Source organism: Robertmurraya mangrovi (genome assembly GCF_034427655.1).
GTDB classification, from domain to species: Bacteria; Bacillota; Bacilli; order Bacillales; family Cytobacillaceae; genus Robertmurraya_A; species Robertmurraya_A mangrovi.
Genome location: NZ_JAXOFX010000007.1, coordinates 136,630 through 151,216, shown reverse-complemented (window position 1 = coordinate 151,216; position 14,587 = coordinate 136,630). Strand labels below are relative to the sequence as shown.

Here is a 14,587-nt window from a genome sequence, read left to right as displayed (position 1 = left end):
ACTATGGAACTAATAAAATTACTACTTTTTAACCTTTCTCTACTACTAGTTATTTTGTTTTTTGTTCAAATCTCTCTTGAGCGTTTACACATTAATCAAATTTCCAAAAAAGGTCTTCTTCTCTATTTTATTGTTTCACTCTTTATATGTATGTTTTTCTCTGTAACGGTTATGGAAGGAGTAAGAGTCGATCTTAGACAGGTCGTTCTAATTTTAGGTGGATTATACTTCGGCTTTGCTCCTATCTTAGCTTTAGTCATGATCCTGATTCGCTCCTTTCTGGGTTTTGATATTGGCCTTTGGGTGAGTATTGGAATCTACGGAATGATGGTCATTGCTATTCATCTAATCAGGCCATGGTTTATAAAACAAGCATTTTCACGAAAACTCTTTGTTTTAATGGGATTTACCACTCTAACCACTCTTGCTTTTTTTATCATTTACCAAGTACTTCACGTCTCTATATTACGAGCTGATATTTTGTTTGGAATGATTGTCATTCCTGCTTTAAGCATTGGAGTGATCGCCTATGCTTTCGAATCGATTAAACAAAATATGCTCTTGCGGGAACAAATAGTAAAATCTCAAAAGCTTGAGGCAATTGGGCACACTGGAGCTGCCATTTCACATGAAATCAGGAACCCTATAGCAAAAGCTAAGCATATGAATCAAACATTATTAGCTGAGAAAAAGTTACCACCTGAGATTACCGAACAATTGAAAGTGTCCATATTGGAGTTAGAGAAAGCAGAAAAAATCATTCATGGTTTTTTAGCGTATGCGATCCCTACATTAAATCATGTGGAAGAAATGGATATCCATCGTGAGCTTAACCATGTGCTTCAAATGGTAGAACCAATGGCCAAACTTCAAAAGGTTGTTATTGAGACAGACTTCGGGCCAATCGGTATGATTCAGGGAGATAAGAAGAGTTTCAGTCAATGCTTTCTTAATATTATTAAAAATGGAATAGAATCCATGCCATCTGGCGGCATATTACAAGTAAAAACGAACCATACAGACAAGTATATAAATATCATAATTAGTGATACCGGCAAAGGTTTTAGTAAAGAAGAAATCAATAGATTGGGTGAGCCTTACTACTCCATCAATGAAGATAAGGGAATGGGGTTTGGGATGATGGTGGCATACAGTATTGTAAAAGCTTTAAAAGGAACGATAAAGGTAAATAGTGAGATAGACAAAGGAAGCACTTATTCTGTATCCATTCCACAATATCTAATTCAATCATCTACAACACATTCAAACAACAGACAGCTGGGGATTAGTTCCAACTAAGTCCCTGGTCTTATTTATAATTAAAGCGTAAGCCGGTTCATAGAAAGACAGCGGTTCCCCTATAATCAAATTAACAAATGAACGATTTTTTAGGAGGAACCAATCATGAAAAAGAAAATATTAGGCACTATAGCTTTAGGATCATTACTGTTAATAACAGGCTGCAACGTAATGGCAGCAGAAAAAGGAGAACAACAATCGGTTAATATAAATAAAGATTCAGCTGAGCAGTTGAAAGTTGAATTAAACATTGGTGTGGGAAACCTTGATGTGACAGCAGGATCAAATGAGTGGATTGAAGGTACACTGGAATATAGTAATAAAAAACTTGAACCGGAAGTATCGTACGATTTGCGTGGGAAAACGGGGAAAGTGAAGATTGATCAACAGAACGATGGATTTGCGAGCAATCTAAACATGGGTGACTTTAAAAACGATTGGGATTTACAACTAAGTGAAGATGTCCCTATGGATTTAGAAGTTAATAATGGTGCTTCTGATACGGAACTTAATTTAAGTGGTCTGCAATTAACATCATTGGAGGTCAATTCAGGAGTAGGCGATCTAACCCTTGACCTAAGCGGAGATTGGAAGGAAAGCTTTTCTACAAACGTTGCCATGGGTGTAGGAGATACAACCATGATCTTACCGAAAGATGTAGGAGTGAAAGTAACCTCCTCTAAAGGTATCGGAAGCTCAAACTTTGAAGGTTTCATCTCTCGAGGTGATGGTGTATATGTAAACGAAGCTTATAAAAATGCTGATGTTATATTAACTGTAAACATGGAATTAGGTGTAGGAGACATCAATTTTAAAATAGAAGATTAATGAAAAAGGCTGCATAGAAGTTATGCAGCTTTTATTATTGTCTGAAAAGTGTGATAAAATAGTGATAAATTATTTATTATAAGGGGAGTTCTATGAAAGATACTTTATTGAAGATTCCAGTTGATTACATAGAAACCATTGTTGAGAATGCTTTTGAGTGGTTAGTGGTAGTAGATAAACAAGGAAAGATTATTTATATTAATAAAAATTACTGTGACTTCTTAGAAGTTGTTAGAGAAGAAGTAGTCGGTAAACATGTGGCAGAAGTGATAGAGAATTCCCGCATGCACATTGTAGCAGAGAAAGGGAAAGAAGAAATTGCCGATTTACAATACATAAAAGGTAACTATATGATAGCTAATCGCATTCCAATCAAAAAAGACGGAGATGTGATTGGTGCTTTTGGAACGGTTTTTTTTAGGGATACTCAAGCTTGGATGAAAATGAACAGCCATGTTAAAAGTATGTTATCAAAAATGCAAAACTATATTCAGGATATTGATCGTAGTGTCAAATATAGCTTGGAAGATTTATTAGGCGATTCGAAACCGATTCATAGTTTAAAAGAAAAAGTAAAAATGGTTGCTTCAAGTGATATATCCGTCCTTATTCGAGGGGAAAGTGGGACTGGGAAAGAGCTCATTGCTCATAGTATTCATCAATTAAGCAATCGAAGTCATCAGCCTTTTGTAAAAATAAATTGTGGAGCAATACCTGAACATTTACTTGAATCCGAGTTATTTGGGTACGAAGAAGGAGCTTTTACTGGGGCAAAAAAGGGTGGAAAGAAAGGAAAGTTTCAATTAGCGGATGGGGGAACTTTGTTTCTTGATGAAATTGGGGACATGCCCATGAACATGCAAGTGAAACTATTAAGAGCTTTACAAGAAGGGGAAATAGAAAGTGTTGGATCAACAAACCCAACCATGGTTGATGTTAGGATTATTGCTGCAACGAATCGTCCTCTAGAAAAAATGATGGAAGAAAAAAGGTTTAGGGAAGATTTGTTTTACCGGATAAATGTCGTTCCTTTTATGATTCCAGCTCTTAGAGAAAGAATGGAAGACCTCCCTGTTTTACTCAATTATTTTATTAAAAAGATTACGAAGAAATCGGGTAAAAGAATACACTCCATTCAGGAAAGTGTAATTGAGTTGTTTAACGAATATAGTTGGCCAGGAAATATTCGTGAATTAGAAAATGTGGTTGAGGCAGCCATCCACTTAACTAATGAAGAAGTGATTTCCCTTGATTCCTTACCTGATTATATAAAAGATTCTTCCGTGTATCCTCTTGGTAAAAAGAAGTTAAAAGAAATACTTGATGAGACAGAAAAGAGAGTTTTAAGACAAAGTTTAATTAAGTTTAACGATGATAAACTTCAAGCGGCAAAGGCATTGGGAATTAGTAAATCCACTATGTATGAAAAGTTAAAAAAGTACCAATTGGATTAAATCTTTTTAGTTTTGACTCAATCAGTAGATGTCCAGAACTTCGGAAATCTGTCCGGAATTCTGGACTTTTTTCTGTTTAAATCTTTGATGTGGTCATGCGAAGGGTTCAGGTGGGGAGGACAAGCTAAGCTTATTCTATTATTAATAAAATCTTAAAGAGTCTTTCCGAATATCCGGAAAAAATATTCACGAAAAATTCAAAAAATATAACAGGAATCAATATCAGAAAGTTGGCACGCTTTTTGCATTATATAAATGAATCCATTTAAGGGGTGGAAAGGAGAGTCAGACTTCACAGGGTAATTTAATTTTTTTAAAAAAATTGTAAACGGTTTCAATTAATCGAATTTATTTTAAAAAGCAAGGGGGAAAAGAAATGCTTAGTATGATTGGTCTCGTTGGTGGTTTGGCCTTATTAATATTTTTAACGATGCGTGGAATGAATTTACTAGTAGCAGGACCGCTTTCAGCTTTATTTGTAGCAGTTTTAAATGGAATGCCATTATTTCCTCAGTTAGTGGGTGAGGGTGAAGCGAATCTAGTTGGAAACTATATGACTGGTTTTTCGGGATTTGTTACTGCTTGGTATTTAATGTTCTTACTAGGGGCCATTTTTGGAAAAGTAATGGAAGATAGTGGAGCAGCAGATAGTGTATCCAAGCTAATTGTTAATAAGCTTGGGATGAAATATGCAGTCTTAGCGATTGTAATCGCTTGTGCTGTTTTAACATATGGTGGGGTAAGTTTATTCGTTGTTGCTTTCTCGGTGTATCCAATGGCGCTAAGCTTATTTAAACAAGCTAATTTACCAAGAAGGTTTATACCAGCTGCCTTAGCATTTGGTTCAGTTACTTTTACGATGACTTCTGCAGGTTCACCGGAAATCCAAAACTGGATTCCTATTCAATACTTAGATACAACACCATACGCTGGATGGGAAGTAAGTTTAATTGTAGCTGTGTTTATGATGATTTTCGGCTACTGGTGGTTAAAGCGTATGATTACAAAAGCGGTTGCTAAAGGGGAAACGTTTATTTCAAGAGAATCGGATCCTGTTAGTGAAGAGCGTGCATTGCCAAATCCGTTATTAGGAATTGTTCCATTGCTAGTTGTTCTTGTTATTTCGTTTGTATTCCATGATTCACTAAAACAATCCGCCCTTATTATTGCTTTATTAGGTGGGGTCATTGCTACTTATCTATTAAACCGTAAATATTTTAAAAATTTCTGGAATGCTGTTTCTGAAGGGACACTTGGTGCCTTAATTGCGATTGGTAATACGGCAGCTGTTGTTGGTTTTGGTGGCGTTGCAAAAGCCGTACCTGCCTTCAATGTGGCAGTAGATTTTATGACGAGTATTCCTGGTTCTCCATTAATTGGTGGGGCCATTGCCGTTAGTGTCATTGCAGGTATGACAGGTTCAGCTTCCGGCGGTCAGGCAATTGCTTTACCTTTAATTGCCCCTCATTACGTAGACATGGGAGTCAATACAGAGGCACTTCACAGGGTTGTGGCTATATCTTCTGGTGCATTAGATTCCCTTCCGCATAACGGATATGTCGTTACAACCGTTCGTGCTATTTGTGGTGAATCCCACCAAGACGCATATGGAGCGGTTGGAGCTGTAACGGTTATTGTTCCATTAATCGGTGTAGCTATTGCGATTCTATTATTCTCATTTGGCTTAGGTATTTAGAGAAAGGAGTTCATCATGGTTGAAAATAAGGTTGTTTTGATAACTGGTGCTGCTCAAGGGATCGGTTATGAAATTGGAAAAAGATTTGCTTCCCAAAAAGCGAAGGTAGTTTTGACAGATATACAAGAAGACCTCGTTGTGGAGGCAGCTGAAAAAATTAAACAAGAGGGATATAATGCATTAGGATTAAAATGTGATGTGACATCTGAAGAAGATATGAAACAGGTAATCTCTGAAGCCGTAAATCATTATGGTACGCTGGATATCCTAATCAACAACGCAGGGCTGCAACACGTTTCCTATATTGAAGATTTTCCAACTGAAAAATTTGAGTTCATGCTTAAAGTCATGTTAACGGCTCCGTTTGTTGCGATCAAGCATGTACTACCCATTATGAAGGAGCAAAGAGCTGGCAGAATTATCAACATGGCATCCATCAATGGATTAGTAGGCTTTGCTGGAAAGGCTGCATACAATAGTGCCAAACATGGTGTTATCGGTTTAACGAAAGTTGCTGCTTTAGAAAGTGCACCATTCGGAATTACCGTTAATGCCATTTGCCCAGGTTATGTGGACACTCCACTCGTGCGTAATCAATTAGCTGATCTATCCAAAACGAGAAATGTACCATTGGAAAAAGTGTTAGAAGAAGTGATTTATCCATTAGTACCGCAAAAGAGACTTTTAACTGTTGAAGAAATCGCTGATTATGCGATCTTCTTAGCAAGTGATGCTGCTAAAGGTGTAACAGGTCAGGCTGTTGTCATAGATGGCGGATATACGATTCAATAAATTCCGAGAGGTGGCTCCCAATTGGGGAGCCTTTTTTTCTTGTTGAGATTTAGGGCGGTTCGCGGATATATTTGGATGAACCCGGGATAAATGTTAATTTTCGCGGATATATGGAAAAAAGCGCGGAAATATTAAAATTTTCGCGGATATATGAAAAAAAGCGCGGATATATTAAAATTTTCGCGGATATATAAGAATAAGCGCGGATAAACTTACAAGGTTACCAATGGATAGTTAAATTTCTCGGGACTAAACCTGGAGAGAGTACACCAGTCTTATATCAACTACCTTTTTTAGGGGCACCAAAACAAATTTTTCTCATAAAATAGCCAGTATCTCTTCATTGACTTGCATCTGTAAGAGAAATTTAATACAATAAACGATATAATTTAAAAAGCTTTTTGAATACGAAAAGCCTAACCCTATAATTAATGACTATGAAGAGGAATAGTAGTGGTTTAAAGCCTGTTTTAGAGAGTTGACGGTTGGTGAAAGTCAATCAGGCCTATCATGAACTCGCCTCCTGAGTTGCAAGTGTGAAGTAACAGTAATGCTTGCCGTTTGCCGCGTTAAGGTGTAATGAAGTGGGTGACTTAGTCACTAATGTGGGTGGTACCGCGGGAGATTCATACATAATCCTCTCGTCCCTTTTTTGGGGCGAGGGGTTTTTTATATTTATAAACGATTTTTAGGAGGAAAAAAAGATGAGCTTCAATCATCAAGATATCGAAAAAAAGTGGCAACATTATTGGGATAACAACAAAACGTTCAAAACGAGCGAAGAAAAAGGAAAACGCAAATTTTATGCGTTAGATATGTTTCCTTATCCATCTGGCGCAGGTCTTCACGTAGGGCATCCAGAAGGATATACAGCGACAGACATTATCTCAAGAATGAAGCGTGCTCAAGGATATAATGTCCTTCATCCAATGGGCTGGGATGCATTCGGTTTACCAGCGGAGCAATACGCGCTAGATACAGGAAATGACCCAGCAGAATTCACAGCACAAAACATTGAGACATTCCGTCGTCAAATTAAAGCATTAGGATTCTCATATGACTGGGATCGTGAAGTAAATACAACGGATCCAGAGTATTATAAATGGACTCAATGGATTTTCTTACAACTTTTTGAAAAAGGCTTAGCTTACATTGATGAAGTAGCTGTTAACTGGTGTCCAGCACTAGGAACCGTTTTATCCAATGAAGAAGTAATAGATGGGAAAAGTGAGCGCGGTGGGCATCCAGTTGAGCGCCGTCCAATGAAACAATGGATGTTAAAAATTACAGCTTATGCAGACCGTTTATTAGAGGATTTAGAAGAATTAGACTGGCCAGAAAGCTTAAAAGACATGCAACGTAACTGGATTGGCCGTTCTGAAGGTGCTGAAGTGACTTTCAATATTGATGGTCATGATGAAACATTTACAGTTTTCACAACGAGACCTGATACTTTATTCGGTGCAACATACGCTGTATTAGCTCCTGAGCATTCATTAGTTAGTAAAATTACAACTGCTGACCAACGTGAAGCGGTTGATGCATACTTAGATCAGGTTAAGAGTAAAAGTGACCTTGAGCGTACAGATTTAGCTAAAGATAAAACGGGTGTTTTCACAGGTGCTTATGCGATTAATCCTGTAAACGGTGAAAAAATGCCAATCTGGATTGCTGATTACGTACTTGTTAGCTATGGTACAGGTGCAATCATGGCAGTACCAGGACATGATGAGCGTGACTACGAATTTGCTCAAAAGTTTAACTTAACGATTAAAGAAGTAGTTGCTGGTGGAGATGTAACAAAAGAAGCTTATACAGGTGACGGGGAACATGTGAACTCTGACTTCTTAAATGGTTTAAATAAAGAAGATGCGATTCAAAAGAGCATTGCTTGGTTAGAGGAAAAAGGCATTGGGACGAAGAAAGTCACTTACCGTCTACGCGACTGGTTATTCAGCCGCCAACGTTATTGGGGAGAGCCCATTCCAGTGATTCATTGGGAAGATGGCACCATGACAGCAGTCGATGAAAAGGAACTTCCGTTATTACTTCCAAAGACAACAGCTATTCGTCCTTCTGGAACTGGAGAATCTCCATTAGCTAATATTGAAGATTGGGTAAACGTAGTCGACCCTGTAACTGGTAAAAAAGGTCGTCGTGAAACAAATACTATGCCGCAGTGGGCCGGTAGCTGCTGGTACTACTTACGTTATATTGATCCGAAAAACAGTGAAGCATTAGCTGATCCGGAAAAATTAAAACAATGGTTACCAGTTGATATTTATATCGGTGGGGCAGAGCATGCAGTTCTTCACTTACTATATGCTCGCTTCTGGCACAAATTCCTTTATGATATCGGAGTTGTTACTACAAAAGAGCCGTTCCAAAAGTTATTCAACCAAGGAATGATCTTAGGTGAAAACAACGAAAAAATGAGTAAATCTAAAGGGAATGTTGTCAATCCAGATGAGATTGTTAGCAGCCACGGAGCAGATACCCTTCGTTTATACGAAATGTTCATGGGACCACTTGAGGCTTCAATTGCATGGTCAACAAAAGGTCTTGATGGTGCACGCCGCTTCTTAGACCGTGTATGGCGTCTATTAATTGAAGAAGATGGAACTTTAAGTGCTAAAGTTCAGGATAGCACTGATACGACTTTAGAAAAGGTTTACCATCAAACAGTGAAGAAAGTAACAGAGGACTATGAAGGATTACGCTTCAATACTGCGATTTCTCAATTAATGGTGTTCATCAATGATGCTTATAAAGCAACGGTTCTACCTAAGGATTTTGTAGAAGGCTTTGTAAAATTATTAGCACCAGTGGCTCCACATATTGCTGAAGAGCTTTGGGAAAAACTTGGCCATACAGAAACAATCTCTTATCATACATGGCCAGCATTTGATGAAGCAAAGCTAGTGGACGATGAAGTTGAAATCGTTGTTCAAATTAACGGTAAAGTAAAAGCAAAATTACTTGTTCCAACAGATGCAAACAAAGAAACATTAGAGCAAATTGCCATGGGCGATGATGCAGTAAAAGAACAAATCGATGGGAAAACCGTTCGAAAAGTAATCGCAGTTCCAGGCAAGCTTGTTAATATAGTTGCTAACTAATTTATTTTAGGAAGGACGACTTTTTATGAGTATTGAAATAATTACTACAGAAGAACTTCAAGAGAAGTTAAAAAAAGGAGAAAACCTTGAATTAGTCGATGTAAGGGAAGATGAGGAAGTAGAATTTGGGATGATTCCTGGTGCAAAGCACATTAAAATGGGCGAGATTCCAGCAAACCTAGATTACTTCGACAAAGACAAAGAATACATCTTCATTTGTCGCTCTGGACGCAGAAGTGAAAATGTTTGCTACTACTTACAGGACCAAGGCTATAAAGTACGTAATATGTTAGGCGGTATGCTTGACTGGTCAGGTGAAACGAAATAATGGTATTGGGGTCAGACCCCCTTTAGTTAACTAAAGGGGGTCTGACCCTTTTGTTTTAAATTTTTCTGAAAATGGTAACAATGGTGGAAAAAGATAGCGGGAGAGAGAGTATGATACAAGTTAAGTTATTCGACCAGGAGCATGAGAAGGATTTGGAGTTGGAGATGAATAAGTTTCTTCAAAAACTAGAAGAAGCGAAGATTGTTGATATTAAGTATCATGTTGCAGCACTTCAAGAGGACATTGACGAACAAGTTTATTGTTATTCAGCCATGATCATCTATCGCTCATAAAGAGTTCAAAAAAGCTGGTCCTAAAAATAGAACCAGCCATTATTATTTACCTAATGAAAACTGTGCTGCATTTGTCCCAGCTAATCTTCCTGTAACTAGAGCGGAAGTAATATTGTAGCCACCTGTATAGCCGTGGATATCTAAAATTTCTCCACAGAAGTAAAGCCCATTCATTAGTTTGGATCCCATTGTTTGTGGCTCAATTTCTTTAACCGAAACTCCACCACCTGTAACAAAGGCTTTTTCTATAGAGAGTGTCCCATGAACTCCAAATTGAAACTGTTTACAGCTTTTCACGAATTCTCTAATTTTATCATTAGAAACCGTTCCACCTTGTGCGGAAGGGTCTATATCGCTTTTCTCTAAAAGAAATAATAAATAACGTTCAGGCATAAACCCTTTTAAAATATTTTTTACACTTTTTTTCGGGTCCTCTTTCATCATTTTAATGACTTCTTGAAACAGAGGTTCTTCTTTTGTGTCAGGAAGTGCGTCAATACTCATGACAACCTCTTTTAAATTCCATTTTTTCATAGCCTTCACCACATACTGACTGCAGCGTAATACGGCTGGGCCGCTTATCCCGAAATGGGTAAAAATCATGTCCATACGGTGCGTGATAAGAGGCTTACCCTTAGGATTAAGTACACTTAACCCAATGTCTCTTAGAGATAGCCCTTGTAATGTCTTTTCTTTAATAAATGGTTCGTTTGAAGTGATAGGTACTTCAGTTGGAAACAATTCTGTGATGGTATGACCCGCTTCTTCAGCCCAAGCATACCCGTCACCTGTTGAGCCGGTGTGGGGGACGGATTTTCCTCCAACCGCTAATACAACAGAACCGGTATCATATCTTTCACCATCTTTTAACTGAACAGCGACTGCTTGCTGGTCATCATATACTATATCTGCAACCGGTGTATTTGTTTTAATATCAACCTTGAGTTCTTTTAGCTTAGAAATTAAAGCATCCACTACCGACTGGGCTTTATCGGTAACAGGAAACATTCGTCCGTGATCCTCTTCTTTAAGCTTTATGCCTAAATTTTCAAAGAAGAGGATAATGTCTTCGTTACTAAAGATAGAAAAAGCACTGTATAAAAATCGGCCATTTCCAGGAATATGTTTAATAATTTCATCAACAGGTAGTCGATTCGTTACATTACATCTTCCACCGCCGGAGATGGCTAGCTTTCTCCCTAGTTTGTCACCTTTATCGATTAGAAGTACTTTCGCACCTTGTTCTCCTGCTGCAATGGAAGCCATAAGCCCAGATGGACCGCCACCAATTACAATAACGTCATATTTCAATAAATTCACCAACTTCTTCCGAATTACATAAATACATGTTTAATATTATAGAACATTCTCAAATAAGATGAAAAGAATACATTACATCTTTAATTCAAACTAGCACTTCCTGAAAGAGAGGTGTAAACTAATTATTAGTGATTTTTTGTCTTACATAAGTTTTTATTTAAGTCTCTTTTCGCATTGATCGTTGATTTAGGATGGTTTCATTAAGTTAGTCCGTTGATTTCCGCTCCAGGCACTTGCTTTCCGGGGGGCGTTCGCCGAGCCTCCTCGTCGCTTACGCTTCTGCGGGGTCTCGCCTGAAACGCTAATCCCCCAGGAGTCTAGTGCCTTCCGCTCCAATCAACTCAGGTGTATAAATAAAGCAACTAACTTTACGAAAAGAGCCTTATTATGCGTGTCGAAGAACATAATAATAAGGATATTATATAGATAGTTTCCTGAATTGATTTTTTTCACTAGTGAGGGATTATATGTCATCAAAGCTATTAAGAGGAACTTTTATTTTAACTTTAGGAACGATGATTTCGAAGGTATTGGGGTTATTTTATATTATTCCTTTTTACCAAATAGTTGGTAAAGAGGGGACCTTATTATATAACTACTCGTACGTACCATATACAATATTCATTTCGATCGCCACAGCAGGTATACCCTTGGCAGTCTCAAAATTTATTGCTAAATATAATACCATTGAGGAATACGCAATAGGGCGTAAACTCTTTAAATCTGGACTTGTTGTAATGACAATTACAGGGATAAGTTCATTTGCAATGCTCTATTTCTCAGCACCGATACTTGCGGACATAGTAATCCCGTCAAATGATACAACCTCTAATCCACAGGATATAATTGTGGTAATAAGGGCAGTTAGTTTTGCATTAATAATCATCCCTTTTATGAGTTTAATCAGAGGATTTTTCCAAGGGCATCAATCGATGGGACCTTCAGCTGTTTCCCAAGTTGTTGAACAGCTAGTTAGAATTATATTTTTATTAGCAGGAGCTTTTGTTGTTTTAAATATAATGAAAGGAAGCCTTGCTACAGCTGTGAGTGTTGCCACTTTTGCAGCGTTTATTGGTGGATTAGGGAGTTTAGGAGTCTTATTTTGGTATTGGTATAAACGAAAACCTTACCTTGATGAACTACTTGAAAAAGATAAGGGAACTCTAGATATATCTTTAAAAGATATGTACAAAGAGATATTGATTTATTCAATACCATTCGTCTTAATTGGAATTGCAAATCCGCTTTTTCAAATGATAGACCTTTTAACTTTTCAGAGGGCGATGGCGGAGATAGGACTTACTGAAGTAGCAAAAGATGCGTTATCTATATTAAATGTCCAAACCCACAAGCTCGTAATCATCCCGGTTTCATTAGCAACAGCCTTCTCTTTAACACTGGTACCAAGTATTACGAAGGCCTTTATGGAACAGGATCAGATTAGTTTGAATCGACAGTTAAATCAAACGTTTCAAGTTCTATTATTTTTAACTTTACCATCTGCGGTTGGTTTAGCTTTATTATCTGAGCCGGTTTATACGGTCTTTTACGAGCATGATCTATTAGGTAGTGAGGTTTTAAGAGTGTATGCACCTGTTGCTATGTTATTTGCTCTTTACTCTGTAACTGCGGCGATTTTACAAGGCTTGGATGAACAACGATTTACCATTTTGAGTTTACTTGTTGGAATTTTAGTGAAGCTCACTTTAAACATCCCTTTTATAAAGTTATTTGAAACGAACGGGGCTATTTTTGCAACAGCTTTAGGATACGGATCGGCTATTTTGATTAACTTATTAGTAATTAAGAATTTCTCAAAATATAAATTCCGTTTAGTGATTAGAAGAAGTTTGTTAATTATTATTTTTACAGTCTTAATGTTTATAGCTGCTGCGGTTACGTATAAAGTTTTATTACTTTTCCTATCTCCTGCAAGTACATTCGAATCATTAGTGATCATCGGAATCTGTGCAGTAGTGGGTGCAGGGGTTTACTTCTACTTAGGTCTTAAAACAAAATTAATGTACTTCCTTTTCGGTCAAAGGATTGAAAAAGTCATGAAGAAATTAAGATTAAAAGTTTAATTCCCGGATAGTTAAAGCCATTTAAAGTCTCCTCGTCCTATGGGGAGACTAAATCATTTGGAGGAAATATGATGAGAATAGATAAGATGCTAGCAAATTTAGGTTTTGGTAGTAGGAAGGAAGTAAAATCGCTACTAAAAAACGGTGTGGTAAAGGTCAATGAAACGGTCATTAAGGATCCGAAGCATCATGTTGATACAGAAAATGATACGGTTACTTTAAACGGAGAAGTGATTGAGTATAAGGAGTTTATTTATTTAATGATGAATAAGCCGCCTGGTGTTATTTCTGCAACTGAAGATACACGTGATGAAACAGTTATTGATTTACTTGAGATAGAGGATAGCGTATTCAATCCTTTTCCTGTTGGGCGTCTAGATAAGGATACAGAGGGGCTACTGCTAATCACAAATGATGGCCAGTTGTCCCATCGATTGCTTTCACCTAAAAAACATGTTCCGAAAACTTACTTTGCTGTTATTAACAGCGAAGTGACAGAGGACGATGTAATGGCTTTTAAAGAGGGAGTTACATTGGATGATGGCTACGAAACGAAACCTGGGGAATTAAAAATTTTAAAATCAGGTATCACATCGGATATTGAGTTGACCATTACAGAAGGTAAGTTCCATCAAGTGAAGAGAATGTTTGAAGCGGTTGGCAAAAAAGTGATTTATTTAAAAAGGTTAACTATGGGACCTCTAGCTTTAGATGAAACTCTTGAACTGGGAGAATATAGAGAGCTAACAGAAGAAGAAGTTCAAATGTTAATGGATTATGAAGTGAACTAAACCAATTCTGTTACTACAAAAGTAAACCGAAAAAACCTAGATAATACAATGATTATCTAGGTTTTATTGTGTCTATTTATTAGGTTATTAATATTTAATGCGTTGTCTTATTACTGGTTTATCCTTTCATCTAAACACAGTGTAAAAGCAGTCGTGTGTTAAGATGAAATTTTTACTTTCTTGTGTGTTGTTGTCCATTTGCCGCGGCTCGGACTTTGCACTAAGTCATTGTAAGCTAACACGTTTAAGTCTCTTTGGATGGTACGAGGAGTAATACCAAATTCCTCCACAAGTTCTTGAGTTGTAACGGTTCCATGTCTACTAATAAACATGTAGATTGATTTGATACGGTTTAACATCCGGTTAGTTGAAGGTTTCAAAAAACCACTCCCTATCCTTTTTTCAAACCTATGGCACATACCTACACCGACAGCCTCTAGAAGATACAATCTTCAAACTTATGTATTTTCTTTTTTCTAGACAACCCCTTTATAAATTCCTATAGTAGCTTCTAGATGTCATACCTCTTAAAAATTATTTTACCCTTATTTTCAAATAATTTCTACTTTTATAAGGAATTTTT

General features: G+C 37.2%; 12 protein-coding genes and 1 other annotated feature. Of the genes, 10 read left to right on the top strand and 2 right to left on the bottom strand.

The window, feature by feature from the left end:
• Positions 1-3: 3 nt before the first annotated feature.
• The 8 genes from SM124_RS12585 (at position 4) to SM124_RS12550 (ending at position 9,809) form a co-directional block, all read left to right on the top strand.
• Positions 4-1,299 (top strand): ATP-binding protein, encoded by a 1,296-nt coding sequence (locus SM124_RS12585; RefSeq protein WP_322446888.1) that lies wholly within the window; start codon positions 4-6, stop codon positions 1,297-1,299.
• 105 nt (positions 1,300-1,404) lie between these two features.
• A complete protein-coding gene (locus SM124_RS12580; RefSeq protein ID WP_322446887.1) occupies positions 1,405-2,127 on the top strand; it encodes a toast rack family protein in 723 nt (240 codons plus the stop codon).
• Positions 2,128-2,219: 92 nt separating this feature from the next.
• Positions 2,220-3,581 carry a sigma-54 interaction domain-containing protein gene (locus tag SM124_RS12575; protein WP_322446886.1) on the top strand — a complete coding sequence of 454 codons (1,362 nt, stop codon included), beginning with the start codon at positions 2,220-2,222 and terminating at the stop codon, positions 3,579-3,581.
• A gap of 376 nt (positions 3,582-3,957) precedes the next feature.
• On the top strand, positions 3,958-5,277 hold the full coding sequence (locus SM124_RS12570; RefSeq protein WP_322446885.1) for a GntP family permease: 1,320 nt from the start codon (positions 3,958-3,960) through the stop codon (positions 5,275-5,277).
• 15 nt (positions 5,278-5,292) lie between these two features.
• Positions 5,293-6,069 (top strand): 3-hydroxybutyrate dehydrogenase, encoded by a 777-nt coding sequence (locus SM124_RS12565; RefSeq protein ID WP_322446884.1) that lies wholly within the window; start codon positions 5,293-5,295, stop codon positions 6,067-6,069.
• A 428-nt stretch (positions 6,070-6,497) separates the two neighbouring features.
• Positions 6,498-6,721: a binding site (T-box leader), on the top strand.
• Positions 6,722-6,773: 52 nt separating this feature from the next.
• Positions 6,774-9,188 carry a leucine--tRNA ligase gene (leuS, locus tag SM124_RS12560; RefSeq protein ID WP_322446883.1) on the top strand — a complete coding sequence of 805 codons (2,415 nt, stop codon included), beginning with the start codon at positions 6,774-6,776 and terminating at the stop codon, positions 9,186-9,188.
• 25 nt (positions 9,189-9,213) lie between these two features.
• A complete protein-coding gene (locus SM124_RS12555) occupies positions 9,214-9,516 on the top strand; it encodes a rhodanese-like domain-containing protein (protein ID WP_322446882.1) in 303 nt (100 codons plus the stop codon).
• A gap of 110 nt (positions 9,517-9,626) precedes the next feature.
• On the top strand, positions 9,627-9,809 hold the full coding sequence (locus SM124_RS12550) for a sporulation protein Cse60 (RefSeq protein WP_322446881.1): 183 nt from the start codon (positions 9,627-9,629) through the stop codon (positions 9,807-9,809).
• A gap of 42 nt (positions 9,810-9,851) precedes the next feature.
• Here the strand turns inward: SM124_RS12550 and SM124_RS12545 are convergent, their stop codons facing one another.
• On the bottom strand, positions 9,852-11,120 hold the full coding sequence (locus SM124_RS12545; protein WP_322446937.1) for a BaiN/RdsA family NAD(P)/FAD-dependent oxidoreductase: 1,269 nt from the start codon (positions 11,118-11,120) through the stop codon (positions 9,852-9,854).
• Between the two features lie 476 nt (positions 11,121-11,596).
• Between SM124_RS12545 and SM124_RS12540 the strand changes: the two genes are divergently transcribed.
• Both SM124_RS12540 and SM124_RS12535 read left to right on the top strand, forming a co-directional pair.
• A complete protein-coding gene (locus SM124_RS12540; RefSeq protein WP_322446880.1) occupies positions 11,597-13,213 on the top strand; it encodes a putative polysaccharide biosynthesis protein in 1,617 nt (538 codons plus the stop codon).
• Between the two features lie 71 nt (positions 13,214-13,284).
• Positions 13,285-14,004 (top strand): pseudouridine synthase, encoded by a 720-nt coding sequence (locus tag SM124_RS12535; RefSeq protein ID WP_322446936.1) that lies wholly within the window; start codon positions 13,285-13,287, stop codon positions 14,002-14,004.
• Between the two features lie 158 nt (positions 14,005-14,162).
• Here the strand turns inward: SM124_RS12535 and SM124_RS12530 are convergent, their stop codons facing one another.
• Entirely contained in the window at positions 14,163-14,384 is a 222-nt protein-coding gene (locus SM124_RS12530; RefSeq protein ID WP_322446879.1) for a DeoR family transcriptional regulator, read from the bottom strand.
• Between the last annotated feature and the right edge of the window lie 203 nt (positions 14,385-14,587).